This is a genomic window from Actinosynnema sp. CA-299493, assembly GCF_050946825.1.
In the GTDB taxonomy this organism is placed as follows: Bacteria; Actinomycetota; Actinomycetes; order Mycobacteriales; family Pseudonocardiaceae; genus Actinosynnema.
The window spans coordinates 6,259,602-6,285,816 of sequence record NZ_CP191993.1; the positions used below are offsets into that span (position 1 = coordinate 6,259,602).

22 protein-coding genes and 2 pseudogenes are annotated in these 26,215 nt (G+C 72.3%); 17 read left to right on the top strand and 7 right to left on the bottom strand.

Annotated elements, in window-relative coordinates; genetic code table 11:
- Window positions 1–16: 16 nt before the first annotated feature.
- Window positions 17–373, bottom strand: a complete 357-nt coding sequence (locus tag ACQPYE_RS26035; RefSeq protein ID WP_498715049.1) for an SH3 domain-containing protein — start codon at window positions 371–373, stop codon at window positions 17–19.
- Between the two features lie 320 nt (window positions 374–693).
- Entirely contained in the window at window positions 694–3,876 is a 3,183-nt protein-coding gene (locus tag ACQPYE_RS26040; RefSeq protein WP_498715050.1) for a CHAT domain-containing protein, read from the bottom strand.
- Between the two features lie 121 nt (window positions 3,877–3,997).
- On the opposite strand from ACQPYE_RS26040, the gene ACQPYE_RS26045 reads away from it, so the two are divergent.
- Both ACQPYE_RS26045 and ACQPYE_RS26050 read left to right on the top strand, forming a co-directional pair.
- Window positions 3,998–4,279: a CATRA system-associated protein gene (locus ACQPYE_RS26045; RefSeq protein WP_498715052.1), complete on the top strand. Its 282-nt coding sequence runs from the start codon at window positions 3,998–4,000 to the stop codon at window positions 4,277–4,279.
- A gap of 7 nt (window positions 4,280–4,286) precedes the next feature.
- Complete coding sequence (locus ACQPYE_RS26050) at window positions 4,287–5,906, top strand: CATRA conflict system CASPASE/TPR repeat-associated protein (RefSeq protein WP_498715054.1); 1,620 nt, start codon at window positions 4,287–4,289, stop codon at window positions 5,904–5,906.
- A gap of 299 nt (window positions 5,907–6,205) precedes the next feature.
- Here the strand turns inward: ACQPYE_RS26050 and ACQPYE_RS26055 are convergent, their stop codons facing one another.
- Window positions 6,206–6,841 (bottom strand): TetR/AcrR family transcriptional regulator, encoded by a 636-nt coding sequence (locus tag ACQPYE_RS26055; protein ID WP_498715056.1) that lies wholly within the window; start codon window positions 6,839–6,841, stop codon window positions 6,206–6,208.
- Window positions 6,842–6,954: 113 nt separating this feature from the next.
- Here ACQPYE_RS26055 and ACQPYE_RS26060 point away from each other — a divergent pair, with 113 nt between their 5' ends.
- The 8 genes from ACQPYE_RS26060 to ACQPYE_RS26095 all read left to right on the top strand — a co-directional run bounded on the left by ACQPYE_RS26060 (window position 6,955) and on the right by ACQPYE_RS26095 (window position 13,716).
- Window positions 6,955–7,737 carry an SDR family NAD(P)-dependent oxidoreductase gene (locus ACQPYE_RS26060; protein WP_498715057.1) on the top strand — a complete coding sequence of 261 codons (783 nt, stop codon included), beginning with the start codon at window positions 6,955–6,957 and terminating at the stop codon, window positions 7,735–7,737.
- Between the two features lie 333 nt (window positions 7,738–8,070).
- Window positions 8,071–9,630 carry an ABC transporter substrate-binding protein gene (locus ACQPYE_RS26065; RefSeq protein WP_498715059.1) on the top strand — a complete coding sequence of 520 codons (1,560 nt, stop codon included), beginning with the start codon at window positions 8,071–8,073 and terminating at the stop codon, window positions 9,628–9,630.
- A 6-nt stretch (window positions 9,631–9,636) separates the two neighbouring features.
- The gene (locus ACQPYE_RS26070) at window positions 9,637–10,581 is read left to right on the top strand and encodes an ABC transporter permease (RefSeq protein WP_498715060.1); all 945 of its coding nucleotides are present in this window, start codon (window positions 9,637–9,639) and stop codon (window positions 10,579–10,581) included.
- Window positions 10,578–11,441 (top strand): ABC transporter permease, encoded by an 864-nt coding sequence (locus ACQPYE_RS26075; RefSeq protein ID WP_498715062.1) that lies wholly within the window; start codon window positions 10,578–10,580, stop codon window positions 11,439–11,441. The genes ACQPYE_RS26070 and ACQPYE_RS26075 overlap by 4 nt, the downstream gene beginning before the upstream one ends.
- The gene (locus ACQPYE_RS26080; RefSeq protein ID WP_498715064.1) at window positions 11,438–11,647 is read left to right on the top strand and encodes a hypothetical protein; all 210 of its coding nucleotides are present in this window, start codon (window positions 11,438–11,440) and stop codon (window positions 11,645–11,647) included. The genes ACQPYE_RS26075 and ACQPYE_RS26080 overlap by 4 nt, the downstream gene beginning before the upstream one ends.
- A gap of 20 nt (window positions 11,648–11,667) precedes the next feature.
- Window positions 11,668–12,390 carry an ABC transporter ATP-binding protein gene (locus ACQPYE_RS26085; protein ID WP_498722988.1) on the top strand — a complete coding sequence of 241 codons (723 nt, stop codon included), beginning with the start codon at window positions 11,668–11,670 and terminating at the stop codon, window positions 12,388–12,390.
- Window positions 12,387–13,181 carry an ATP-binding cassette domain-containing protein gene (locus ACQPYE_RS26090; RefSeq protein WP_498715067.1) on the top strand — a complete coding sequence of 265 codons (795 nt, stop codon included), beginning with the start codon at window positions 12,387–12,389 and terminating at the stop codon, window positions 13,179–13,181. Before ACQPYE_RS26085 ends, ACQPYE_RS26090 begins: the two co-directional genes overlap by 4 nt.
- Before the next feature lie 133 nt (window positions 13,182–13,314).
- Window positions 13,315–13,716: a hypothetical protein gene (locus ACQPYE_RS26095; protein WP_498715071.1), complete on the top strand. Its 402-nt coding sequence runs from the start codon at window positions 13,315–13,317 to the stop codon at window positions 13,714–13,716.
- Window positions 13,717–13,792: 76 nt separating this feature from the next.
- Here ACQPYE_RS26095 and ACQPYE_RS26100 read toward each other — a convergent pair whose 3' ends face one another.
- Window positions 13,793–15,109 carry a hypothetical protein gene (locus ACQPYE_RS26100; RefSeq protein ID WP_498715074.1) on the bottom strand — a complete coding sequence of 439 codons (1,317 nt, stop codon included), beginning with the start codon at window positions 15,107–15,109 and terminating at the stop codon, window positions 13,793–13,795.
- Between the two features lie 150 nt (window positions 15,110–15,259).
- Between ACQPYE_RS26100 and ACQPYE_RS26105 the strand changes: the two genes are divergently transcribed.
- Window positions 15,260–17,704 carry an AAA family ATPase gene (locus ACQPYE_RS26105; RefSeq protein WP_498715075.1) on the top strand — a complete coding sequence of 815 codons (2,445 nt, stop codon included), beginning with the start codon at window positions 15,260–15,262 and terminating at the stop codon, window positions 17,702–17,704.
- Window positions 17,705–18,038: 334 nt separating this feature from the next.
- On the opposite strand, the gene ACQPYE_RS26110 is transcribed toward ACQPYE_RS26105, so the two are convergent.
- Window positions 18,039–18,806: an alpha/beta fold hydrolase gene (locus ACQPYE_RS26110; RefSeq protein WP_498715077.1), complete on the bottom strand. Its 768-nt coding sequence runs from the start codon at window positions 18,804–18,806 to the stop codon at window positions 18,039–18,041.
- 356 nt (window positions 18,807–19,162) lie between these two features.
- Here ACQPYE_RS26110 and ACQPYE_RS26115 point away from each other — a divergent pair, with 356 nt between their 5' ends.
- Window positions 19,163–19,822, top strand: a complete 660-nt coding sequence (locus tag ACQPYE_RS26115; protein ID WP_498715078.1) for a hypothetical protein — start codon at window positions 19,163–19,165, stop codon at window positions 19,820–19,822.
- 506 nt (window positions 19,823–20,328) lie between these two features.
- Here the strand turns inward: ACQPYE_RS26115 and ACQPYE_RS26120 are convergent.
- Window positions 20,329–20,931 (bottom strand): TetR/AcrR family transcriptional regulator, encoded by a 603-nt coding sequence (locus tag ACQPYE_RS26120; protein ID WP_498715080.1) that lies wholly within the window; start codon window positions 20,929–20,931, stop codon window positions 20,329–20,331.
- 167 nt (window positions 20,932–21,098) lie between these two features.
- On the opposite strand from ACQPYE_RS26120, the pseudogene ACQPYE_RS26125 reads away from it, so the two are divergent.
- From ACQPYE_RS26125 to ACQPYE_RS26140, 4 genes and pseudogenes are all read left to right on the top strand, one after another.
- Window positions 21,099–21,950: pseudogene (locus ACQPYE_RS26125) on the top strand (NtaA/DmoA family FMN-dependent monooxygenase); the annotation flags it as partial.
- Between the two features lie 128 nt (window positions 21,951–22,078).
- Window positions 22,079–22,372 carry a hypothetical protein gene (locus tag ACQPYE_RS26130; RefSeq protein WP_498715082.1) on the top strand — a complete coding sequence of 98 codons (294 nt, stop codon included), beginning with the start codon at window positions 22,079–22,081 and terminating at the stop codon, window positions 22,370–22,372.
- 38 nt (window positions 22,373–22,410) lie between these two features.
- On the top strand, window positions 22,411–23,916 hold the full coding sequence (locus tag ACQPYE_RS26135) for a DHA2 family efflux MFS transporter permease subunit (RefSeq protein ID WP_498715083.1): 1,506 nt from the start codon (window positions 22,411–22,413) through the stop codon (window positions 23,914–23,916).
- A gap of 1 nt (window position 23,917) precedes the next feature.
- Entirely contained in the window at window positions 23,918–24,691 is a 774-nt protein-coding gene (locus tag ACQPYE_RS26140; RefSeq protein ID WP_498722989.1) for an NADPH-dependent F420 reductase, read from the top strand.
- On the opposite strand, the pseudogene ACQPYE_RS26145 reads toward ACQPYE_RS26140, so the two are convergent.
- Window positions 24,692–24,814, bottom strand: a pseudogene (locus ACQPYE_RS26145) (IS5/IS1182 family transposase); the annotation flags it as partial.
- A 139-nt stretch (window positions 24,815–24,953) separates the two neighbouring features.
- On the opposite strand from ACQPYE_RS26145, the gene ACQPYE_RS26150 reads away from it, so the two are divergent.
- On the top strand, window positions 24,954–26,081 hold the full coding sequence (locus ACQPYE_RS26150; protein ID WP_498715085.1) for a hypothetical protein: 1,128 nt from the start codon (window positions 24,954–24,956) through the stop codon (window positions 26,079–26,081).
- Window positions 26,082–26,215 lie beyond the last annotated feature (134 nt).

A 26,215-nucleotide genomic window follows, 5' to 3' on the forward strand; every position in this document is an offset into this window, starting at 1 on the left:
TCGGGAACGTCCTTGGTCAGCAGGGCACGCCGCTGCCGTAGTCCTCCAGCAGATCGTCGCGGACCCAGCCGGCCACGCCGGTGCGGTCATTGCGCAGGTAGGTCCACGTGTAGCCGTCGTTGCCCACCGTGTAGCAGTGGTAGTCCAGCCGGTCGGAAGTCTGAGCGGTGCCCAGCGCGGTGCATGACGTGGACGACCCGCTGCGCTGCCTGGCCGCGGTTTCGGCAGTGGCCAGCCACGAGCTGTCGTCCTTGTCGGGTTTCGTGGTCCCGCACGCCGCATGCGCCGCGCCGACCTCGCCGCCGGGCTTGGCCGGAGCGGCCCCGGCCGGAAGCGCGAACACCGAGGCCAAGGCGATGGCGGTGCCGGTCACGGCAAACAAGCGTGTTCGAGTAGACATAGTTGTGCCCCCTTGATCACAGGCACCAGAAGCCGGTACAGCGACAGATGCGCACGCCAAAACAGGCGCTACATGGACTCCCCCGAGTCCCCCCTGGTGACAGGAGAAGATCTCCCGCACCGCAAGCATTACATGAAGACCTTTTACCGGTCGACCGATCCGGCCGAGCAAGAGCAGATACAGTCCGTTCAGGCTGTTCATCTTCGTATGTCCGGCGGCATTTCACCAAGCCCGCAACCTACTCACACCACCACGACCGGACCACCCGACCGCAGAGCCGGGCTGCACAGGGGTCAGGGCCCGCTGTGGATCAGCGGGGCCCAGGCGGCAGGTGCGTCGGGGTAGCGGTCCCGCAGCCCCAGGGTCACTTCGCGCAGCACCTGGGCGGCGGTGTCGGCCCGGTCGCCGATCGAGTGGTGGAACTGCCTGGCCGCTCTCTTGGCCACGCTGTGGTTGAGCGGCCACATGCCCGCCACCACGTGCCGGAACCCCGCGAGCTGGAACGCCGAGGCCGGGTTGATCGACTCGTTCACGTGCCGCACGCCGCGGTGACCGGTGGAGCACGCGGACAGGTAGGCCAACTCGGCGTGCTCCAGGTCGAGCTCGTGGATCGCCGACACGGGCAGGTCCGCCTCGTGCAGGTGCAGCGCGCTCAACGATGGCGCGCGCAGGTCCACGTCCGCGTGGCAGGCGAAGTAGGCCCAGGTGAACCGGGGCAGCTCGGCCAGCACCCGTTCCGGCACCGCCTCAGACGCGACCAGCGGCAAATCCGCGACCGCCCGTACCTCTGCGGCGGCGGGCAGCCCCGCGCCCACCGCGACCCCGAGCGTGCGGCGCTGCGGCGCGTGGCGGCGGTGGCGGGCCCACGCCAGGGTGCGCAGGGTCGACGCGTAGGAGGACACCACGGTGTCCAGCGCACCCGGCTGTCCCGGGACACCGGCCGCGTGCAGGGGGAACAAACCCAGCACGCCGACCGGGAGCCACCACACCCGGTGCAGCGGGACGGCCGCGAGCACCGGCCCGACCACCGCGTGCCACAGCCACTCCAGAACCTCCGCGACCACCGTGCCCGACCCGCCGCCCAGCTCACCCCGGTCGTAGGTCGCCCCCAGGAGCGCCTCCGCACGTTGGTCCGCGGCGGCCCGTCGCAACAGCGGCAGCTCCACCAGCAGCGGTGGTGCGTCGGCGGTCACGACGACCGCGTGACCGCCGTGCCACCCGGCGTTCACCAGGACGGCCGCACCACCCGCTACAGCCGCGCGCAGGTCCGCGAACCGAGGGCGGGCGGGGAACCCGGCCTCGCGGGCACGATCGAGCAAGTCGTCGTGCTCGGCGCGCAGCCGGGCCCGCTCCGCCCGGTCCCGGACGTGCCGCAGGAGGCTTCCGACCTCCCGCAACCGCGCCGCCGACGCCGGGTCGAGCTTTGTCGGCCCGGCGCGCGTGTCCAGTGCGGCGCTCAGCAGCACGCCGCGGCCCGCCTCGGCGATCTCGACCGCTCCCGCCGCGTCGCCCACCGCGCAGTGCGCCGCCACGGCGTCTCCGGGCAGGTCGCGGTGCTCGCCCAACCAGTACTCCTGGTCCACCCGCCGGGCACCGCCGACGACCAGTGAGGAGAGGAGGTCCACTGCCTCGTCCAGCAGTCGCACCGCCGGGCGGTCCTGCCCGGCCGCCAGCGCGAGCGCCCCCGCCCGGTGCCCGAGTCGTACCAGGTCGGTGGGTGGGCAGGTGTCCCGGACCCGGTCGACCCGGGCCAGTACTTCCGCCGCGTCCCAGGCCAAGTCCCGGACCGCGTGCCGCGTCGAACCCCGGGACGGCTCCTGCGCGGTCGCTCCGGCAGCAGGCGGTGTGGTGTCGTCCGCCGCTTCCCGCGCCTCACCCCGCCCACCGGTCGACCGGTGCCGCCTGAGCAGGGTGTTGGCCAGGTTCGCCAGCCGCACCGCGGCCCGCGGGTGCTCGTCCGGTGTCAGTTCGACCGCCCGCCACGCGTGGGACACCGCCTCGTCCACGTCGGCGGGCAGCCGCACCAGCGCGTTGCCCAGGTTCGACAGGTAGGTGGGCAGATCCGGGTGCCCCTCCGCGGTGTTCGACACGGCATCGCGGGCGAGGTGCACGGCGCGCTGCAGGTCCGTCTCGGACCCGGTGTCGTCGGCCCGGCTCACCAGCGCGAGCCCGAGGTTGGTCCGCATCGCCACCAGGTCGGAGTCGCCCGGGTCCGCGGTGGACACCGCCTGCTCCCCGGCCTCGACCGCACGATCCAGGTCGGCTCGGTCCTCCTCCCGCCGGTACCGCTGCCACCGGGCGAGCGCGACGTTCGACAGCGCCCTCGCCTCCCCCGCCGTCGCGGCCCGCTCACCCAGGTCGATGGCCAGGTTCAGGTCGGCCACCGCGCCGTCGCGGTCGTGGCGCAGGTGGTGGGCGGCTGCGAGGTCGGACAACCTGCGGGGCAGGGACGGGTCGTCGTCGGACGCCTCGACCGCGCGCCGGCCCCACGCCACCGCCTCGTCGAGGTCGGCGGATTGCCCTGTCCGCTCGTAGCGCTCCTGGTGGGCCACCCCCAGGTTGGCCGCGCGGGCGGCGAAGTGTGGCTGCCCTCCTCCGGTGCCCTCGATCGCGGCCCGCCCGGCGCCGATCGCCCGGTCGAGGTCCACCGGGTCGCCGTCACGCCGGAACCGGTGCACGTAGGAGACGCACAATGTGCCGGCGAGGGCCGGGACCCAGCTCCGGGGGCCCTCCGCGAAGACCTTTGCCGCAGCCTCCTCGTCCCGCGCCACGGCCTCGTCCAGATCGGTCGCCCGCCCGCCCAGGCGGTGGCGCTCGAAGTGCGCGTCGGCCAACCGGTGCAGGTACATCGCCAGTTCGGGGTCCTCGGCCCCGGCGGCGACCGCGGCGGCGGCGTGCTCGACGGCCCGCTCCGCGTCGGCCCGCCGGCCGGTCTGCCGCGCCGTGGCGGTACACGCCGAGGCCAGGTTGGACAGGTACCGCGCCCGGTACGGGTGCTGCCCGGGCAGCGCGGTCAACGCCTCCTGGGCGACCTCGACCGCGCGCGCCAGGTCCTCCGGCCGGTGCAGGCGGTCGTGGCGGGCGCGCAAGGCGATGCCGAGGTTCGCCAGCAGCACGGGGCGGTCCGGGTGGTCGACGACCTCCACCGCGCGCTCGCCCGCCGCCACCGCGTGGTCCAGGTCCGCCCGGTCACCGCCGCACCGGTGGGCCTCGTGGTGGGCGAGGCACAGGTTGGTCAGTTGGGCCGCGCGCTCCCACCGGTCCCCGGTCAGCTCCACCAGCCTGGCCAACAACACCGCCGCGGCCCGCGCGAAGACCGGGTCGTCCTCGTCCATGCCCAGCTCCAGCAGCGCCACGCCGCAGTGGTCGAGCACTCCGGGGTCGGGGGACGGGCCGAGCAGGGTGCTCAGCCCGTCTGGCACCCGACCGCACTCGGCGGCCTGGACGACGGCACGCGCGAACTCTGCGTCAATCACCACGCTTCCTGTGTCCTCGTCGGGGGAGCGCGGGTCAGCGACCGTTCGGGTGAAATCGTGATCAGCGAGCCGGGGATCGGTTCACCCGCGGCTCTACGGTGGTGGCGCGACGAAGGAGGGGGTGCCCGTGCTCGACCCGGCGAGGAACGACGCGCTGGAGGTGCTCGGCGACCTGGCGGGGTGGGAGTTGCCGCCCGACCGCTGGCCTGAGGTGTCGGCGCGCCTGACCGCGCTGGCCGCCGCCGTGCTCGCGGAAGACGACGCCGCGGTCGTCGCGGCCACCGCGGCGCTGGAGCTGCTGTCACCGCTCATGGGACCGGGCATGGGCAAGGAGCCGACCACACCTCCGCCCGACGAGGTCCTGGAGAAGCGGGTCGAGATCGTCGACAGCCTGCGCGACTAGGGCGGCGATGGCCACGCCCGGCACGACCGCGCCCGAACCGGTCGAGCAGGAACTGGTCCTGCACGTGTTCGCCCCGCTGCGCGGCGAGCACGCGGGCGCGGCCCGGGACGGCGTGCTCGCGATCTGGGACCGGTGTCGGGACCTGCTCGGCGCCACCGAAGCCGTCCCCAGGGTCGGACTGCCCACAGCGCCGGCCGCCGACCCGGCCGACGCGCCCGAAGGGCCGCTGGCCGCCGCGCAGAACGCGGAGGTGAGCACGCAGGTCGTCATCCGCCGTAGCGGCACCGTGCTCAACCTGTCGCTGATCCTCACGGCGCCGGCGGCGCCGGGTCTCGGCGCGGTGGCTCCGCCGGGATGGATCGAGTTCGACCGCTGGTGCGACGAGGTCGAGGGCGCCGACACCGCACCGGCCTACGGCGTGGTCCGGATCCACCAGGCCAAGCAGCCCGCCGACCGGGTGCGCGACCGGCTGCCCGAGCGCCTGCGCGACGTGGTGCGGTGGCAGCGGCGCGGACGGTTCCTGGTGTGGGAACCTCCGGCGGGTTCGCGCGTGGCCCGCGATCTGGTGGTGATCGCGCCCGAGGGGCGCGACGCCGAGCTGACCGCGTGGACCTGGAGCCGTGGTGGGGCGGAGATGCCGCCGCTGGGCCGCTACCTGCTCCACGCGTCCTTGCTGCGCCACCACGTCCGGGTGTGGCACCGTGACGAGCCGTGGCTGACCGACCTGCGCGACCGGGTGGAGGACGTGGTGCTGCGCCTGCGCGACGACCCCGGTGAGAGCGCGGCGGAGCTTCGCCGCGACGAGGTGGGATTGCGCGTCGCGGTCGAGCGGGTCGAGCGGATGCGCGCGTCGGTCGAGGCGACCAGGGCGAACATGGCGTCGTTGGAACCCCAGCCGCTGCCCGCCGACCGGGGGTTGGCCGACTGGTTCCTGGCCGAGCTCGCGGACCTGCGGCTCGGCCTGGACCGGGGGCGAGCCCTGGCCGGCGAGGCACGCGAGATGATCGTCCGCGCCGAGCCTCCCGCGTCGCGCGACCCCGCGCCTCCGGGCAAGCAGCTGCGGATGGGCTTCATGCTCGACGTCGTCGACTACAGCAGCCGCGACACGCCCGACCAGGAGCGGGTCCAACGGCGAGTGGTGGAACTGGTGAGGGAACTGCTGGCCGACCTCGGCGTGCGGCTGACCGATGCCGACCACCAGGGCACCGGCGACGGGCTGATGGTGTTCCTGCCCGCACGGGTCGACGTGCAGCGAGCCCTTCCGGCCCTGCTGGGTGGTGCGGCGGCGGGACTGGCCCGCGACAACGCCGCGCACCGCGACCGCGTCCGGCTGCGCATGGCGGTCGACGTCGGCCCGGTCGGTCTCGCGGCACTGGGATTCGGCGGGAAGGTCGCGACCAGCGTGGGCCGCCTGCTCGACAGCGCGCCGCTGCGGCAGGCGTTGACCGACCACCCGGCCGTGGACCTGGCCGCGCTGGTGTCCGACCGGCTGCACGGCTTCGTCGTCGCCGAGGGCGTGCCCGGCACCGATCCCGCTCGGTTCACCCCCACGGACGTGGCGGTGAAGACCTTCCGAGACCGCGCCTGGCTCTGGGTGGGCGAGCCTGGTGCGCCTGACCGGCGGTGATCGCCGGTCCGGGCTCGTCGGGTGACGCGCTGCGCTGCTCCAACAGCCGCGACCAGGACGGAAACCTGGCGTCACGGCACCAGCTCACCATCCTGAACGCCAACCGGGCAATGCCCGTCCACGGTTCTCCCCCGGCGGCCGAGCGTTCCTCGCGGCACTGCCGGTGCGCCCGACGACAGCGCTTCGGTGGCACCAGGACTCCATCACACGTGGCCACGCGATCGGATCCCGCCCCAAACCTCACGACCCGCAGTACGTGCCGGCCCGCTGACCGACCTTCACGCACGACGCCTGCCGCTTCAGGAGGTGGTGTTCGCGACGCCGTACCTGGCTTCCATCATCAGTACGGCCTCGTCCACGACGTGTGCCGTCGATGCGTCGTCGGGGGACCAGTCCAGGAGCAGCATCCGGGGCCAGAAGACGTAGTTGGAGATCATCCCGAGGAACTGGGTCGCTGCCAGCTCCGTGTCGTCGAGCTTGGCCGTTCCCAGGGCGTTCTCGGCGTCGAGGTAGCGGCGCACCGAGTCGAAGTAGGGCATCTTGCCGCGCTCGAAGTGGGCCTCACCCAGCTCGGGGAAGCGCGGCAGTTCGGCGATGACGATGCGGAAGAGGGCTGCCATGCCGGGGCGGGCGAGCAGGGCGACGTACCGGCGGCCGATCACCGTCAGGCCCGCCCGGAGATCGCCCGTCGGCGGGCGGAGGTCGCCTTCGTCCTCGACCTTCCAGGACTCCGTCACGATCGCGTCGAACAGCGCCGCCTTGGTCGGGAACTGCTTGAACAGGGTCGCCTTCGACACCCCGGCCGCCTCGGCGACCTTGGCCAGTGACGTGCCGGCGTACCCGGCGTCGAGGAACAGTCGGGTGGCCGCCTCGATGATGGCCGCCCGCTTCTGCTCGGCGACGCGCCGGTGGTAGGTCGAGGGCTCCGCCGTCATGGACGTCATCCTACGCGAGTGGCGAGTCACTTGACTCACCACCTGTCGCGGACGTAGCTTGACGGCGAGGTGAGTCACTCGACTCACCAATGTTCCGCAGGGAGGACCCCATCATGGGACGCTTCGACAGGCAGACCGTTCTCGTCACCGGCGGCACCGGTGGGCAGGGCGCCAGCCACGTCCGGGCCTACCACCACGAGGGGGCGAACGTCGTCATCGCCGCGCTCTCCGAAGGGCCGGGCGAGGAACTCGCCGCCGAACTCGGCGAGCGGGCTCTGTTCGTCCGCCTGGACGTCACCGATGAGGACGCCTGGGCCGAGACCGTCGCCGAGACCGAACGTCATTTCGGGCCGATCGCGGTGCTGGTGAACAACGCCGGCGTCCAGAACCCCGCGGTGCCGATCGAGGCCGTCGAACGGCGGGTCTGGGACCGCGTTCTCGACGTCAACCTCACCGGCACGTTCCTCGGCATCAAGGTCGTGACCCCGTCACTGCGCCGCAACGGCGGCGGAGTGATCGTCAACATCGCCTCCACGATGGCCCACGTCGGCACGTCGTTCTACGCGCCCTACGCCGCCAGCAAATGGGCGCTGCGCGGGCTCACCAGGACCGCGGCGCTGGAACTGGGCCGGGACGGCATCCGGGTCAACTCCATCCACCCCGGCGTCATCTCCACGCCGTTGATCAACGAGCCGATCGCGGGCCGGCCGCCCATCGCGGACTTCTACTCGCCCGAGCCGTACGCCATCCCGCGAATGGGCACCCCGGCCGACATCACCGCTCTGCTCCTCTACGTCACCTCGGCCGACGCCTCGTTCATCACGGGCTCGGAGTTCGTCGCGGACGGCGGACTCCTGCTCGGCCCCGCCCTGCGGCCCGACACGGCGGCGGCGTGACCGAACCGTCGGGGCTGATCTCGACCGAGATCCGGTCGACCTCGACGCTCACGTAGGTCGACCACGGGTCGGCCGTCGCCGCGACGGGCGCCGACGTGATCAGGCCGCGGTCGGCAGGACACCGATCACGGCTGATCCCCAGGTGGTTCCCCGGGTCGGCCCTGCATGGCGCACTATCCCCGTCCGTGGACGGACCGGGCCTGGCGACGCCGCCGCCTGCCGTCCGCCCAGGGGCACCGGCCGTCGACATCCGGTCCTGCCGACACCGGCTACGCTGACGCACGCCGCATGACCCCATGTCCGCCATTCGGGGAGTTCCGAGGGAGGTCGAGGGTGCGAGTGCTGCTCTGGGCCGCTGTCCTGGCAGCTGCGGCGTGCGCGCCACCGCAGGCACCTGGTGTGGTGGTCACCTATGCGGCCACCGCCAAACCGGTCCACCTCAGCCCCCTTGCGCCGTACCGGGCAGGCGACACCACCGTGCTCACCCTGCTGCAGGACACCTTGCTGGTGGCCGACCAGTCTGGCGGGTACCTCCCCCGGCTCGCCGAGTCGTGGGCCGTGTCGGACGACGGCACGACGTACACGTTCGCCCTGCGGCGGGGGCAGCGGTGGTCGGACGGCGAGCCGTTCACGGCCCAGGACGTGGTGTTCACGTTCAACCTGTTCGCCGACCCGGTCGTCCGCAGCCCACAGGCCTCCCGGTTGTCGGGCGTGCTGGGTTACCAGGAGTTCCGGCGCGGTACGGCCGACGCGCTGGCCGGGGTCACCGCCGTCGGCGCGGACCGGGTCGTGGTCGTGCTCGCCGAGCCCGACGCGGGTTTCCTCGCCGTCATCGGGGCGAGCATGCTCCTGTTCATCCTGCCGGAGCACGTCCTGGAGCGGATCGACCCGTCCGCCGTCGCGCACGACCCGTGGTGGCTGCGCCAGGACGTGGGCATGGGCCCGTTCGTCCTGGCGGAGTTCAAGGCCGACCAGCGGCTGGTGGCGCGGCGCAACCCGCACTTCCGGACCCCGGTGTCCTTCGACCGGATGCACCTCGCCTTCGTCACCCCCGAGGTCGCGGCCGGTCAGCTCGGCACCGGCGAGGTGGACATCGCCCCGCTGAGCCCGTTGGACGCCCGTTACGCCGAAGAGCTTCCGGGGGTCCGGGTGGAGCGGGCGGACGCGCCGGGGTTCAACCGGATCGCGGTGAACCTGCGCAAGCCCTACCTGACCGACGTCCGGGTGCGCCGCGCGATGATCCACGCCATGGACCGCGCGGGGATGCTCAAGGCGGCGCTCGACGGGCACGGGAGCGTCCGGAACAGCGCGTTCATGACCGACTGGGCCGTCCCCGACGGCTTGAACGCCTACCCTCACGACCCCGCCGAGGCACGGCGGCTGCTCGCGGAGGCGGGCTGGGACCCTTCCCGGGAACTGCTGGTCCCGTACGACCCCGCGCAGGCCGAACGCGTCGTCGTGCTCGACATCCTCGGCGAGAACCTCCGGCAGGTCGGGATCAGGACCAAGCGGGTGCCCGACCCGAAACCCGATGCGCTGCGCACCGGCGAGTGGGACCTGTTCCTCTTCGGCGGCGGCGCGTACTCGATCGACCCGGCGACCGCGGGCCCGATCCTGACCTGCGACCAGAGCTACCCCCGGGGCGGCAACATCGCGGGCTTCTGCGACCCGCGGTTCGACGCGTTGATGCGGCAGGGCGCCGCGACCGACGTGCGGGAGGAGCGGGCGGGGGCGTACCGGGCCGCCGCGCTGATCGAGAACGCCGAGGTGCCCTACCTGTGGACGGCGCGCCCGCGCGTCCTGGTGGGTGTGGGCGAACGCGTCCGCGGCTTCGTGCCGCGGGGCGATCCCTCGCTCAGCCTGCTCGACGTCGCCCAGTGGAACGTGTCCTGATCGGCGATGGTCGGCTACCTCGCGACCAGGCTCGGGTCGATGCTGCTCACCCTGGTGGCCGCAAGCATCGGCCTGTTCGCACTGATCCACGCCGCGCCGGGAGATCCGGTCACCGCCATGCTCTCGCCCGACGAGCTGGGCAACTCCGAGGCCTACGTCCGCGCCCGCGAGCGCGAACTCGGCCTCGACCGGTCGGTGGTCGACCAGTACTTGCTCTGGGCCGGTCGCGCGGTGCGCGGTGACCTGGGCACGTCGTTCCGCAACGGCACGCCGGTGGCGGACCTGCTCCTGGCCCGCCTCGGGCCGACGGTCGCCCTCGTGGGCACGGTCGTCGTCGGCAGTGCGGTGTTCGCGCTGGTGCTCGGTTTCCTCGCCGCGCCGCGCAAGGGCACCGCGGTCGACCACGTGATCGGCACGGCGTCGCTGGTGGTCATGAGCGTGCCCGCGTTCTTCGTGGGGATGCTCGCCATGCACGTGTTCGCGTTCGGGCTGCGCTGGCTGCCGTCGACCGGCACCGGCGACGACGGCGCGGTCGACCTGGTGCGCCACCTCATCATGCCCGCCGCCGTGCTCGGCCTCGCCGAGACCGCCCGGCTGACCAGGTTCGTCCGGGCGGGCCTGCTGGAGGAACTGGGCGCGGACTACGTGCGCACGGCGTTGGCCAAGGGCGCGTCGCCGACCAGGGCGCGGGTGCACGCGTTGCGCAACAGCCTGCTGCCCCTGATCACCCTGCTGGTGGTCGGTGTGCCGGAGCTGTTGGGCAGCACCGTGGTGGTCGAGATCCTCTTCTCCTGGCCGGGAGTGGGGCAGCTGACCGTCGACGCGATCACCTACCGCGACTACCCGGTGATCATCGGGTTCGGCGTGGTCGTCACCGTGGTCGTTCTGCTGGGCAACTTCCTGGGCGACTTCCTCTACCGGCTGGCCGACCCGCGGGTGCGGGTCCGGTGAGGGAGGCGGTCCGACGGGGCACGGGCGCGACGGCCTGGAGGCGGTTCCGGGGCAACGTCGGCGCGGTGGTCGGCCTGGTGCTGTTGGGCATCGTGGTGGCCGTCGTGCTGCTCGGCCCGCTGGTCCTCCCGCACGGGCCCACCGCCATCGACCTGGACCGCGTCCGCGAGCCACCGTCCGCCACGCACTGGCTCGGCACCGACGACACGGGCCGTGACCTGCTCGCCCGCCTGCTCTCCGGGGGCCGGGTGTCGCTGCTCGTCGGGTTCTCGGCCGCGTCCTCCGCGCTGCTGCTCGGCACCGTGCTCGGCGTCCTGTCGGGCTGGGCGGGCGGTCCGGTCGACCTGGCCGTCACCCGGGTCACCGAGCTGTTCATGGCCGTTCCCAGCGTGCTCGTGGTCATCGTGCTGGCGGGGGTGCTCGGTCCGAGCGTCGGCCTGCTGATCACGCTCATCGCGCTGCTCTCGTGGCCCCAGTGCTGCCGGATCGCCCGCAGCGTGGTGCTCAAGGTCCGCGAGCTGGAGTTCGTCCACGCGGCCCGCGCCTCGGGCGCCAGGTCGTGGCGGATCCTGCTCAGGCACGTGCTGCCCAACGTGCTGCCGCAGGTCGGGGTCGCCGGCACCACGCTGGTCGCGGTCTCGATCCTGTCCGAGGCGAGCCTGTCGTTCCTCGGTCTCGGTGTGACGCCACCACAGGCGAGCTGGGGGACTTTGCTGCTGGAGGTGCGATCGTTCGCCAAGCTGGCGGGCATGCCGTGGCTGTGGGTGCCGCCGGGCCTGGCGATCTCGCTGACCGGGCTGTCGGTCGTGCTCGTCGGTGACGGGTTGCGTGACGCCCTCGACCCGGAGGCTACCGGGTGAGCTTGTTGTCGGTCCGCGACCTCACGGTGTCGTTCGGCGCGGTGGACGCCGTCGCGGGCATCTCCTTCGACCTCGATCGGGGTCGCGTCCTGTGCGTCGTCGGGGAGAGCGGGTCGGGCAAGACGGTCGCGGCGTTGGCCGTGCCGCGGCTGCTGCCGGCGTCGGCGCGGATCACCGGCGGGTCCTGTTCGACGGCGAGGACCTGACCGCCGCGGCGGAACGGCGGCTGCGCGACCTCCGGGGCAGGCGGATCGGCGTGGTGTTCCAGGACCCCGCGTCCGCGCTGAACCCGGTGTTGCGGATCGGCGACCAGGTCGACGAGGCACTGCGGCTGCACCACCGCGGGACGACCCGGCGGCAGGCCCGGAGCCGGACGCTCGCGCTGCTGGAACTGGTGGGCGTGACGGATCCCCAGCGCCGTGCCGAGCAGTACCCGCACCAGTGGTCCGGCGGCATGCGGCAGCGCGCCCTGATCGCCATCGCGCTGGCCAACGACCCGGACCTGGTCATCGCGGACGAGCCGACGACGGCGCTGGACGCGACCGTGCAGGCGCAGGTGCTGCGGGTGCTCGCCGACGCCCGGGCCGACCGGGGCTGCGCCGTCCTGCTGATCACGCACGACCTGGGCGTCGTCGCGGACCTGGCCGACGACGTCGTGGTGATGTACGCGGGGCGGGTCGTCGAGGCGCGTCCGGCGAGCGCGCTGTTCACCGACCGGCAACACCCGTACACGCGCGCGTTGCTGGACAGCGGGCCGGTGTGGGCGGAGCGGGTCGAACGGCTGCGCTCCACCCCGGGCAGCCTCCCGGATCCGCGATACCCGCCGGCGGGGTGCGCGTTCCACCCGCGGTGCGTCGAGGCGGACGCCCGGTGCGCGGCCGAACGGCCCGTGCTGCTCGAAGTGGCCGCCGGGCACCGCACCGCCTGCCACCGCCGGGGTGACCGGTGACGCCGCTGCTGTCCGTGCGGGACCTCGTGGTGCGCTACCCGGTCCGGACGGGGTGGCGCACCGGGTGGACCCGCGCGGTGGACGGCGTGTCGTTCGACGTCGCCCGCGGCGAGATTCTCGGCTTGGTCGGCAGGTCCGGTTGCGGCAAGACCAGCACCGCGCGGGCCGTGACGCGCCTGCTCGAACCGGCTGCCGGCAGCGTGCGCCTCGACGGCGAGGACGTCACGCGCGCCAAGGGCCGCCGGCTGCGGGAGTTCCGCGCCAGGGTGCAGGTCGTGTTCCAGGACCCGTACGGGTCGCTCAACCCGCGGCTGACCGTCACCGAGATCATCGCCGAGCCGCTGATCGCGCACGGTCGGTGGCGGCACGGCGGACGTGCGCGGGTGACGGAACTGCTGGAGCTGGTCGGGCTGCGGGCCCGTGACGCCGACGCCCACCCGCACGAGTTCTCCGGTGGCCAGCGCCAGCGCATCGCGACCGCGCGGGCGCTGGCGCTGGACCCGGCGCTGCTGGTGCTGGACGAACCCCTGTCCGCGCTGGATGTCTCGGTGCGGGCGCAGATCGTCAACCTCTTCACCGACCTGCGGTCCACTTCGGGCATGAGCATGCTGTTCATCAGCCACGACCTACCGGTGGTCCGGCACATCAGCGACCGCGTGCTGGTGATGGACCGCGGCCGGATCGTCGAGCACGGCCCGACGGGCGCGGTGCTCGACTCGCCCGCGCACCCCACCACCCGCGCGCTGGTGTCCGCCGTGCCGGGACGCCGCAGTGCGCCGACCTCCAACTGACCTCCAGCTCACCTCCGGCGCGGCTCCGGACTACTGGCCCACCGCGCTCCCCGCGGACAAGCTGATGAGGCCGCGGCAGGAACGCGGCGGATCACCGACAAGGGGAGAAGACGTGCTACGGAAGAAAGCCGCGATGCTCGTCGCAGTTCTGGGGGTCATGGGTTCGCTGATGGTCGGCGGATCCGCGACGGCCGCGCCGGCCGATGGGACGACCAAGATCATCAGTTCGTGGCCCGACCTCGTGCACCAGCTGGGCACCACGGGGAACGCGCCGCCCGAGAACTGCCGTGAGCTGACGTCGACGGGTGGTGCCCGGATGTCCTTGTGCTCGGCGTTCTCACCTGATTGGACCGGCCCCACCGTGTCGGGCTACTACCGGGGCACGGTCTATGGGGAGACCTTCGCCCAGATCCGGGTGAACGGCGGAACCGGCCAGAACGTCACGACCAGGCCCGACACCCGAGGGGTCTTCGCCGGGGTCACGAGCGTGCAGTTCCGGGCGTGCAACAGCGTCAACTGCGGCGCGTGGGGCTGAGTCCGTCGCGGGGGTAGCGACGCGGTTCGGGTGGGGACCGTCGATCCGGTCCCCGCCCGACCACCCGCGGGTGTCCTCAAGCGAGCGTGACGATCCTGATCCAGAGCTTGCTCTCGGTGCCTCGGGGGTAGCTGTACCGGGTCGGGCCGTCCACACCCTCCCACTCGTCGCAGCCCCAGTTCGTGTGGCAGTTGTCCCCCATGACGTAGGCGGACGTCGGACTGGTCACGGCCACGCCCATGTAGCCGCTGGACCCGAACGACGAGCACGGCATGTGGTACTCGGAGGGGCACCCGTCGGTCGGGAGGTTGTCATAGGCGTTGAAGGACGTGGCCCAGGTCTTGCCGCCGTCGTGGCTGAACGTGATCTTGTTGCGCGGCCTGCCGAAGTTGAGCATGAGCACGCCCTGGTCCATCGTGTGCAGGACCGGCCCGACGCCCTGCACCGGGTTCGGGTAGTCGGCGGCGCCCGGCACGACGACGTCCGTCCAGGCGCCCCACGTGGTGCCCCTCAGGTCGGCGGCCGTGGCGACCGGGAGGTCGGTCGTCCGAGAAGCGAGCTTGGCGTAGCGCAGACCGCCGCTGGTGTAGTCGTACCTCGCGATCATGAACAGCCGGCCGTCGGCCAATCGGGTCACGGTGGCCTCGGTGTAGGAGTTGCGGTCGGACTTGAACGGTGTGGCCACGCGCTTCCACTGCGCCCCCTCCTGCGCGGTGGACCCGGCCGGCGGCTTCTCGCTGACCAGCAGGTGCGACGCCCACCGGTAGACGTTCTCCGTGCCCTCGACCTTCTGGTGCGCCGCGTAGAACGGCATCACCAGCGCCCCGTCGCCGGGCAGCCGGATCACGCCCTGGAAGGCCCGCGCGTTCGGGCTGACGACGGCGCCGCCCGCCATGTCGACGGTCGCCGGTGTCGACTGCCAGGTGACGCCGCCGTCGGCGGACTCCCGCCTGGTGAACCCGAGGTCGGTGACCCTCTCGTCCAGCACGACGGTGGCGCCGCCGGTTTCCCGGAAGACGTTGTTGACCTTGGCCGACCCGGTGGTCTCGCGCAGCTCCCGGTCCGAGCCCGCGACCTTCGCCTGCCGCCAGTTCGCGGTGTCGACGAGGCTCGCGCCGTCACCGACGTGGTACTGGATCTGCGTCAGCAGGCTGCCGTTGTCACCGCTGACCTGGTAGCTGCGGATGAACCGCTGCCTGGTCTGCCCGCCCTCGGTCCAGGTGACGCGGTGCAACGCGGGCATCGCCCGGTACTGGAAGTTCAGGTCCTCCGGCTCCTCCAACAAGGCGCTGTACTGCGGTGTGAGCGCCGCGGTGCCCGCACTCGCGGGTACCGCGGTCGCCGTGAAGGCGATCACCACGGCGGCCATCGCCATCGACTTCTTGCTCGACATCTGCTCCCCCTGAAGACTCGCCCACATCGACGCGGGCCCGCCCAGCTTCGGGCCTGGCGCCGCCCGCGGGCCAATAGGTCGGAGCTGAGCTGGAGCTGAGCTGGAACGGATTACCAGCCGCTGACGCAGGAGCAGGTGGAGGGGTGGCCGGTGCACGGGGACAGGGACGCACGCGAGCGCTTCGCACAGGTGTTCAACGAGCTGCTGGACCGGTCGTCGCTGTCATCCGGTGAGATCACCGCCGCGGCCAAGCGGCACCGGATCGGCTACTCCACCGTCCAGAGCTGGCGGACCGGCGAGCACCTGCCCAGGGTCCCCGACGACAACCCCGGCTTCACCGCGTTCCTGCGCGAGGTGGCAGGGTCCGGCACCGACCTGGCGGCTGCCGGGGCGGCGGCGAACGAGGCGTGGCGCGAGTCCGTCAAGGCGAAGAAGCACAGGTCCGGTCGGCCGGAGTTCGTCGGTCGCACCGGCCACCTGGCCGTGCTCGCCACCCACGTCAGGTCACCCGACAAGCTGGTCGTGATCTCCGGGCCCGCGGGCATGGGCAAGACGGCGCTCGCACACCGGCTCGTGCGGGAAGCGGGCGGCCGGGCGGCGGACAACGTCCTCTCGGTCAACCTGCGCGGCTCCGACGCCGAACCGCTCACCGTCGACCAGGCGCTCACCCACCTGCTCGCGTCGATCGCGTCCGGGATCAGCGGAAGCGCCGACGTGCTGCGGACCACCTACCACCACCTGCTGTCGTCTCGACGGATGTTCCTCGTGCTCGACGACGCCGTGGACGTCGACCAGGTGGTGCCGCTGCTGCCCGTGTCACGCGACTGCGTCGCGGTCGTCACCAGCCGGGCGCCGCTGGAGCGGTTGGAGACCCGGCATCGCGCGTTGCGGCTCCGCCTCGGCCCGCTGCGCCCGGAGGAGTCGGTGGAACTGCTCGGCCGCGCGGTGCGAGCGGATGCCGACCGGCTGGCCGAACTGGCCGAGTTGTGCGGGCACGTGCCGCTCGCGCTGCGCGTCGCGGTGGGACAGCTCACCACGCCCGGCGCACCCACGCTCGACGGTTACCTCGCCACCGTGCGCGAGCAACGACGCGGGCTCGACGCCCAGGTCGGCCTGGCCTACCGGGAACTGGCCCCGGACGCGCGGGAGCTGTTCCGCCGGATCGGGCAGAGCCCTTGCCAGGACGTCACCGCCGACGCCGCGCGCGCGTTGCTCGGCAAGCCGCACGCGGACTGCGCCGCACTGCTCGAAGGCTTGGCGGACGCGAACCTCGTGGAACGGCGGGCGCCGGGCCGGTTCGGGCTGCACGACACGTTGCGGCTGCTCGCCACCGACCACGCCGCGGCGGAGGACACCGAATCGGTCCGCACGAACGCGGTGCTCCAGCTGGCCCGGTTCTACGGCGCGGGCACGAACGCCGCGGCCCGCTGGATCTTCCCCGAGGCGCCCCGGCTGGTGGACCCGCCCGACGCGCCACCGGTGGAGTTCACCTCCGACCACCAGGCGTCCGCCTGGCTGTCCGCCGAGCAGTTCGACATCATCGCCTCGGTGTCGGCCGTGGCCGGCCGCGACCCGGTCCTGGACTGGGCGTTGGCGGACGCGTTGCGCACCTACCAGCAGGTGCGGCCACACGGCATGGACTGGACGCCGGTCGCCGAGAGCGCGTTGCGGTCCGCCGAGCACGAGGGCGACCGGAAGGCCACGGCCGCCATGCACCTGGCGGTGGGCATGGCGAACTGGGGCATCGGCAAGCTCGACGTCACCACCACCCACCTCACCTCCGCGGTGCTGCTGTTCCGCGAGCTGAGGATGCCGCGGGAACGGGCGTTCGCGTTGAACGCGCTGGGCGCCGCCGAGCACGCGCTCGGCCGGCTGCAGGACGCACAGGCGCACTGCGCGGAGTCGCTGCGGCTGCGACGCCGGTTCGACGAGCGACGCGGCCAGTCGAGCACGCTCATCGTGCTCAGCGGGATCTGCGCCGACCTCGGCCTGCTCCCCAGGTCGGCGAAGTACGCGTCCGAAGCGCTCGCGCTGGCCACCGACACCGGTTACGCGGCGGGCGTCGTCGGCGCGCTCGGCACGTTGGGACACGTCTCGGTCCAGCTCGGGCAGCACGACGAGGCCCGCGGCCACTTCGAGCGCCAGCTGACCATGACCGAGGACCTGGCCTTCCGGTCCCGCAAGGCGATCGCACTCGTCGGCCTCGCCACGGTCGCCCTCGCCAACCGCTGGTACGAGGAGGCCATCGACACCGCGAACCGCGCCGCGACCACCGCCCGCGACGGCGGCAACCTGACCGCGGAGGTCGACGCGCTGACCGTCGCCGGGTCAGCCCACCTGGGTCGCGACCGGTTCACCGAAGCGTTCTCGCACTTCCGCCAGGCCCACGAGACAGCGGCCCTGGCGGGCTACCTGCGAGGCCGGGTGCAGGCGCTCATCGGCCTGTCCGCCGCCACCCGCGAACACGCGCCCGACCAGTCCCGGACCCACGCCCGGCACGCCGTCGACCTCGCCCGGCAGTCGGACCTCCGCCTCGTCCGAGCCTCGGCCGAGCAGGCCCTGCACAGCCTCGGTGATGCCGTCCCGGGTCCGTGATCGACGAGGCCATCACCGCCTGCGGCACGCCCTGACGGCCCTCTCCCGGGGGCGAACACCTGCGACTCGTGCACGCGGGCCATTGCGCAACCGGATTCGGCGAGTGCGACCAACGGCGTGTCCCTTCGCAGGTCACCGCTCGTCTGACCCCAGTTCCGCCTTGCGACTGCTGTACCTGATCTTCGTCCGACTCGGTGACCGGCTGGTCCTGCTCGGCCGGTCCTCCAGCCAAGGACGTGGAGTTGCCGATACCGCGGCACGAGATCGCCGTGCCGCACCGGACCAACCCCCGCCCTCGGTTGGACTGGGCCGACCGCGTTGTGCTCGTCGCCGGTCATCGCCCCCCTGGCTCGGAGAGGAACTCCTCGACCGTCGAGACGAGCGCGATCGGGGTCTCGTCGACCGCGTAGTGGCCCGCCTGCTCGAACACCACCACCTCGCAGTTCGGGTAGCACTTGCCGAAGGTCGCACGCACGGTGTCCGGGCCGAGCGCCGGGTCGTGCGCGCCGGCCACGACCCGGATCGGCACGAGGTTGCCGTCCACCTCGGCTTGGAAGTCGGTTCGCGCCCACGCCCGGAGGTACGCCCCGAAGGCGACCGGGTCGGCCGTCTCCACCGAGTGCCGGACCATCGCGTCGAGCCAGGTGCCGCTGAGCCGGTTGCCGGTGGTGAAGTCGATGATCGCGCGGCGGTTGCCCGCCTCCCGCTCGGCGCCGGCGAACAGCTCCCAGGTCTGCTCGTCGAACGGGACGCCGCTCGCCGGCACCGGGGAGATCCCGACCAGCGCGCGCACCCGCGAGGGCGCGTCGGCCAACACGCGCTGCATCACGCTGCCGCCCATCGAGTGGCCGATCAACGAGAACGCCTCAAGTCCCAGGTCGTCGGCGAGGGCCAGGACGTCCGCGGCGGCCTCGGCGATCGAGTACTCCCCCGGCACGTCCTTGCGCGCGCCGTATCCGCGGTAGTCGGGGAAGAAGTAGCTGAACGCAGCGCCGTCCAGGTAGGGGGTGATCGGCTGCCACGCGGTCGCCGACCCGAACCAGCCGTGCAGTGCGATGACCGCGTGGTCACCCTCACCGACCTTGTAGACGTCGTTGTCCATGTCTTCTCCAGGCGCCGAACTCGCTCGTGCGTGCGGGAGTCGCACGTCGCCACATGGTACAAGCGGGGTGAACCGCTTCGGGTCGCGGTTTCACGGCCGATCAATTCGCTGAAGTGCATTCTCGCCTTTCCCGGCCACCTTCGACGGGGAGACGAGTGACTACGAGCGGGTCCGGTTCAACTGTCCACTTAGGCCTGGTCGCGGGTGTGATCGCGTTCCTGACCAGTGGGTGCGCCGACAACGCGCCGACGGTTTCGGAGCACCCCGCGACCACGACGACGAGAACGACCGGGACAACGGGCAGTGATCGGCCCCGGCCCGTCGCCGATCCACCGGAGGCCTTCGCCGTCGACGGTGTGCGTGTCGGGCCCGACAACGTCCACGTCGGCTACCAGGCGGCCTTCGCGCCGGCGGACAGCGACACCGACGCGGTCGTCGCGACCGACCTCGCCACCGGGGACGAGGTGTGGCGGTGGGCAGCCGACGCGGCGGCCCGTTACGGGAGCTCGTCCGACGAGCCGCTGGCCGTTCTCGCGCTGTCACGGGAGAACGGCACCGAACGACTGCACTACACCGGCGTGCAGCGCACCGAGGGCAGCGGCACCCAGCGCGCGACGGCGGTGCTGCGCACGACGGTGTTGGACGCCGCGACCGGTGCGGTGCTCGGCAGGGGCGAGGCCCCGCTACCCAAGGAACTGGCCGTCATCGACGACACCACCGACTGCGAGTTCGACCAGGTCGACGTGGTCGTCTGCTCGGGCATGAGGAGCACGGTGGGCCTGGATGCCACGACCGCGCGTCAGTTGTGGCGCCTCCCCGACGACGCCGCAGGCCGCGTCGACCCGGGTCTCGACGCCGCGTTCCACGGCCGCGTCTACGCCCTCGACGTCATCCTCGACGCCCGTACCGGCGAGGACGTCGTGCCCAGCCTGTCCGTCACCGCGGACACCGTCGTCCCCGGCTACGCGATCACCCGCTCCGGCGGCGAAGCCGTCGCACACCGCGCGACGAGCTGAGAACCGCGAGCACGTGATCCAGCCCGGCGTGAAGCGCTGAGATCCCGGACCGTTCGATCCGGGAACAGGCACCGGGGGTCGGGGGGCGTGCCCCCGGTGCCTGACCGTCTATCGCCGCGTGCCCGTGACGCGAAACAGGATCACCTTTTGTTCACCCGTTCGAGTTCTCGGTGCTGCTGCGCGGCGAGGCGGCGAAGGACGCCGAACTGCTCGTGCTGCGGCACGAGAACGCGGTCCTGAGCCGGCAACTCGCGGGTCCGGTCCGGTCCGCTACGAGCCCGCAGACCGGTTCTGGTTCGCCGCCCTGTCCGGACTGGTGGATCGCCACCGGTGGCGAGAGGTCTTCCCGGTCACGCCGGGCACCCTGCTCACCCGGCACCGCACACTCATAGCCCGCAAGTAGGACCACTCCGCGCGTCGACGCACCGGACGCCCCCAATCCGAGCGGCGATCAAGACGCTCGTCCTGCGGCTCGCCCGGGAGAACCCTCGGTGAGGTCATTGCCTTCAGGTGGAGGAGGGCCGGGGCGCCTCCCAGCCGGCCCTCATAAGGGCGTTGAGGGCCGCGGTCGAGGATTCGTCGGCCATGGCAGCTCCGGCCACCCAGCCCGTGGCGAGCACGGCGAGGAAGAGGTCCCGGCCGCGCACGTCCGGTCGGGCGCCACCGTCGCGCTGCGCGGCGGCGAGAAACTCGTCGGTGGTCGTGATGAATCCTTGGCAGGTGAGGGCCAGCGGAGACGGGACCTCGTCGGTCAACGCGACGCGCAGCGGCTCGGGCAGGCCGTCGAACGCGGTCGTCCACCTACCCAGTGCGTCGAGCCACTGGGCGAGTGCCTCGGTGGGGTCGCGTACCTCGGCGCGGATGGTGTCCTGTCGGGACACCAGCTCCGCATCGCGGGCCTCGAGCAGGGCGGCGAGCAGGGCCTCCCGGTTCGGGAAGTGCCGGTAGAGGGTGCCCGGCCCGACGCCCGCCCGCTTGGCGATGGCGTCCAGTGACCCGGTGATGCCGTGCTCGGTGAAGTACTGCTCGGCGACCTCGAGGATGTGCGTCCGGTTCCGCCGGGCGTCCGTCCGGGGTCTGCGCTCGCGGGCTGCTGTCGTCTCGGACACGTCCGGCCACCCCTCGTTGACAATGCGGAGACTGTCTCCGTATCTTCGGTGGAGTCAAGCGGAGACGCTCTCCACCTTAGTGCAGAGGACCGATCGTGCCCAGCCCGCAGATGCTCCTGGCCATCCAGATCGCCAACGGCTACGGCTCACAGCCCGGGTGGTGGCGCATGCCCGGGGTCGACCTGTCCAGCTACACCGACATGGACGTCTTCGCGCGGCACGCGCAGGCGGCCGAGCGCGGCAAGATCCAGCTGGTCTTCCTCGCCGACACCCCGGCGCTCGAGAACGACATCGAGCACGCGGTCCCGAACCACTCCATCGACCCGCTCGTCGTCCTGACGACGATGGCACGGGCCACCCAGCGGATCGGGCTCGTCGCCACCGCCTCGACGACCCTCGGCGAGCCGTACACGATCGCCCGCCAGTTCAAGGCCCTCGACGAGGCCAGCCACGGCCGCGCCGGTTGGAACGCGGTCCCGACCTCCAACCAGGCCGCGGCCGCCAACTACGGCATCGCGCTTCCTTCCCGCGCCGAGAAGTACGAGCGCCTCCATGAGGTCGTCCAGGTCGTCCAGGCGCTGTGGGGGAGCTGGGCGGAGGACGCCTGGGTGCGCGACGTCGCCGGACGGCAGTTCGCCGACACGAGCCGGATCCAGCCGATCAACATGCGGGGGCGCCACGTCGCTTCGCGCGGGCCGCTGCCCATCCCGCCGTCGGAGCAGGGGCAGCCCGTGGTCTTCCAGGCCGGCGGCGGCGGGAACGGCCTGGCGGTGGCCGCTCGCTACGCCGACGGCGTCTACGCCAACCCGTTCGGCATCGAGGAGGGCCGAGCTCAGCGGACGGCGCTCCGGGCTGCCGCCGAGAGCGTCGGCCGCGACCCCGACGAGGTGAAGCTGTTCGCGGGCTTCATGCCCAGCGTGGCGCCCTCCCGGCGGGCCGCCCTGGACCGCCGCCGGCAGCTGGACGAGGTCATCGACCTCCACCAGCGGGTGGGCCACCTCGGCGCGATGCTCGGCCTGCGCCTGACGCCCGACCAGCTCGACGAGCCCCTGACCCCGCAGCAGCTGACCGCCGCGCGGCCCAGCCCGGGCGACCCGCGCTCACCCACGCGCTCACGGTCGCCCGCGAGGGCTGGTCGCTGCGCGACGTGCTCGCCCACGGCGTCATCGACTACCACCCGGTCGTGCCCGGCACCGCCGCCGACGTCGCCGACCACATGCAGGAGTGGTTCGAGGCCGGCGCGTGCGACGGCTTCTCGCTCGCCATCGACGTCTACGCCGACGGCATCGACGCCTTCGTCGACCAGGTCGTCCCGCTGCTGCAGGAGCGGGGCCTGTTCCACCGCGACTACGAGGGCACCACCCTCCGCGATCACCTCGGCGCCCCCGCCCAGTACGGACTCGACCCGCGCCTCGCCGGAGCGGCGCGCACGTCGAACTGACCCGACCCCCACTCACCCCCGGACAGAGAGCACATCTCGTGGCCATCCAGAACACTCCGGCACCGGGCCTCATCGCCCCCGACACCCCCGCACCGCAGACGACCGCCGGCGACCGGCTCCCCCCGGGGAGCGTCCTGATCATCGGGCTGCTCATGGCCTCGACGTTCACGGTCCTGCTCAACGAGATGATGCTGGGCGTCGCGCTGCCCACCCTGATCGTCGACCTCGGCATCACCCCGACGACCGGTCAGTGGCTCACCACCGGCTATCTGCTGACCCTGGCGGTGCTCATCCCCGCCACCGGCTTCGTGATGCGGCGCTTCCACCTGCGCACGATCTTCCTGGGCGCGATGTCGCTGTTCGCCGTCGGTACGGCGATCGCCGCCCTCGCGCCGGGCTTCGGCGTCCTGTTCGCCGGCCGGATCATCCAGGCCGCCGGTACTGCGGTCGTCCTGCCGCTGTTGACGACCACCGCCATGCGGCTGGTCCCCGCTGCCCGGCGCGGCGCCGTGATGGCGATCGTCACGGCGGTGCCCGCCGTGGCGCCGGCGGTCGGCCCCGCGCTGTCCGGTGTCGTGCTGTCGGCCTTCAGCTGGCGCTGGCTGTTCATCCTCATGCTGCCGATCGCCGCCCTCGCCCTGGTGCTCGGAGTGCTGAAGCTCCGCAACACCACCACGCCCGAGCCGGTGACCCTGGACGTGCTCTCCCTGGTGCTGTCCGCGGTCGGATTCGGCGCGCTGGTCTACGGGCTGGCGTCGATCGGTGAGTCGGTGTCGGGCCACGCGCCCATCGCCCCGTACGTGCCGATCCTGGTCGGCGTGGCCGGCGTCGCGGCCTTCGTCCTGCGCCAGATCGCTCTGCAGCGGTCGGGCAACGCCCTGCTGGACATGCGGGTCTTCCGGTCCCGGACGTTCACGCTCTCGCTGCTGGTGATGCTCGTGATCGCGATGATCGGCTTCGGCAGCCTGATCGTGCTGCCGCTGATCCTGACCGACGTTCTCGGCCTGAGCACGCTGTCCCTGGGCCTGTTCCTGGTGCCGGGCGGTGCGGCCATCTCCCTGGTCTCGGCGCTGGGTGGGCGGGTGTACGACCGCGTCGGCCCCCGACCGCTGGCGATCCCCGGCGCGCTCGTGTGGACGGCATCGCTGTGGTTCCTCGGCACCGTGGACCAGGACACCGCGGTCGGGACGGCGCTGGCGGCGTACCTCGTCATGTCGGCGTCGCAGGCCCTGATGTGGGCACCGATGACGACGACGGCGCTGGCGGGCCTGCGTGCCGATCTCTACCCGCACGGCACCGCGGCCTTCACCACGGTCCAGCAACTCGCCGGCGCCGCGGGCGGGGCCGTGCTCATCTCCGCCTACACCATCGGCTCCGACGCCGGGGATGCCGGCGCGCTCACCCTCGCCCAGGCCGAGTCCGCCGGACAGGCCGCCTTCGTGACCGCGGCAGCCATCGGCCTCGGCGCGGTCGTCGGCACCCTCTTCGTCGGCCGGTCACCGGTGCCCGCCGGGGCGACCGCGCCCGCTCCCGACCGCACCTGACCTGACCACCACACAGAGGAGCAGCACCATGCAGATCGGCATCCTCGGCGTCGGGAACATCGGCGCCACCCTGACCCAGCGCCTCAGCGCGGCCGGGCACGAGGTGAAGGTGGCCAACTCCCGCGGCCCGGAGACCATCCCGGCCGAGGTGACCGCCTCCGGCGGGCGGGCGGTCGAGGCCTCCGACGTCGTCACCGACGTCGAGGCCCTTGTCGTGTCCGTCCCGCTCATCCGGATCCCGGACATCCGGCCGCTCATCGACGGCCTCCCGGCCGGCGCCGTCCTGCTGGACACGTCGAACTACTACCCGTTCCGCGACGGCCGCATCACCGCCCTCGACGAGGGACAGGTCGAAAGCCTGTGGGTCGCGGAGCAGCTTGGCCGCCCCGTCGTCAAGGCGTGGAACGCCATCCTCTCGGGCTCGTTCGCCACCAAGCACGCGGCTGCCGGCACCCCCGGTCGGATCGCGATCCCGGTCGCCGCGGATGCGGAGGCCGACCGGGCGCTGGGCATGGCACTGGTCGAGGACACCGGCTTCGACGGCTTCGACGCCGGCAGCCTGGCGGACTCGTGGCGTCAGCAACCCGGTGCGCCGGCCTACTGCACCGACCTCCCGCGCGACGAGCTGTCCGCCGCACTGGCGGTAGCCGTTCCCGGCCGCGCGCCGACGCGGCGGGACCTGGCCATGACCGTGATCTCCGAGCTCAGCGCCGACGACCCGACCGGCCGGGGGAACGACTTCCTCCTGCGGGTCGCCCGGTTGATCTACCCCTGAACCGCCCAGGATCGCGTCACCACCGCGCTCGGCCACCACCCGCACCAGCTTGCGGAACTGCCCTGGCCGCGATCCCGTGAACGGTGCGATCCGCTCCAACCGGGACGCCGAGATCACCTGCACCCGAACATGATCACCCACCCACTCGAACCTGTATGTCGTTACGACATTCCCGACGGGCGCGTGGGTAGCCGATCTTGACGGCACAGGGTTGGTCCGGCTGGTTGTCGCTTCGGTGTGGGGCACGGGGCAGGCTGTACCGATGGACGTGTCACCGGCGATGCCCGGGATCGTGTCGGCGGAGCCTGACGGGTGGCGGCTGGTGTTCCTGCCGAGTCTGGCCCGTCATCTGGGCGGCAGCGTGGCGGCCTGGCTCGTCATACCGGCGGTGATGACGGCTCCGTTCACGATGGTGCTGCTGCTTGCCGTGTGGGGATTGTTCGGGGGTGCGGCCGCCTGGAACACGGTGCTCGTGCTGGCGGGCATACTGGTCGTGCTCGGGTTGGCGCTGTCGGTGTTCATGATCGTCCGGGAGTTCGCCGCGGTCCGCTGGGTCGCGCTGCGTCCACGGGAGGCTCCGGAGTTCCTTCTGGCCAAGCGGATCATCGGGGAAACCCGGATGCCGGTGGGGGACGTGCGACGGGTCACCGTGCTCCACCGCATGAAGATGGGAAAACCGAACGGGGTCGACGTCGTCTTCCACACCGCGACCGGGAAGATCGACTGCCCGAGGGTGGGTGAGACGGCGACTCTCGCACAGTGGCTCCGGGACGTTCTCGTGGGCGTCGAGGTCGAACGCACCCGGATCATCGACCGGCTCAACATGCCGGGTGACCAGTGGTGGACGTACGCCAGGGTCGCTGCCGAGTGGGGTGTGCCGGTCGAGGCCGTGGGCGCGCTCATCGGCCATCTCGGCATCCGCAGTTACTTTCTCACACCCCGTGTCGGGGCCATGCACGGGACCAACCACGGCATGAGCCTGTACAACCCGGACGACGTCCAGGAGATCACCGGTCAGCTCGCGGAACCCTCGGCGCAACGCAAGGTCGCCGCGTTGATGCTCCAACTGCTGACCAGCACCGCGGAGAGCACCGCGGAGAGCACCGCGGAGAACGTTGCGGAGGACGAGCCGGCGGAGAACACGTCACCCGAGGTGCTCGGCGAGATGATGCCGGACGCCGAACTCGCCCGCCGGTACCGAGCCGCGCTGGCCTTGACCTCGCACGAGGAACCCGACCCTTACGTGGCTCATGCACAGTATTCGCTCTGCCAGGCCGTGCGCGGGGAGCCACTGCCGCCGGAGGGCACCGAGGTGCCCTCCGACTTCGCGACGATCCTCGCCGAGACGCTGGCGACAGCACCCGTCCTGAAGCTCACGAGATCCGGCTGAACCCCCGGATGAAGCCCGCTTTGTCGCGGTACCGATTGAGCCGCGCGACGGGCGCGTTCAAGCCCGCCTCGGACACCCTCACCACCGCCGACCTCACGCACGTGCCCTGCCCGTCCTCGCGACGGCGATGCGCG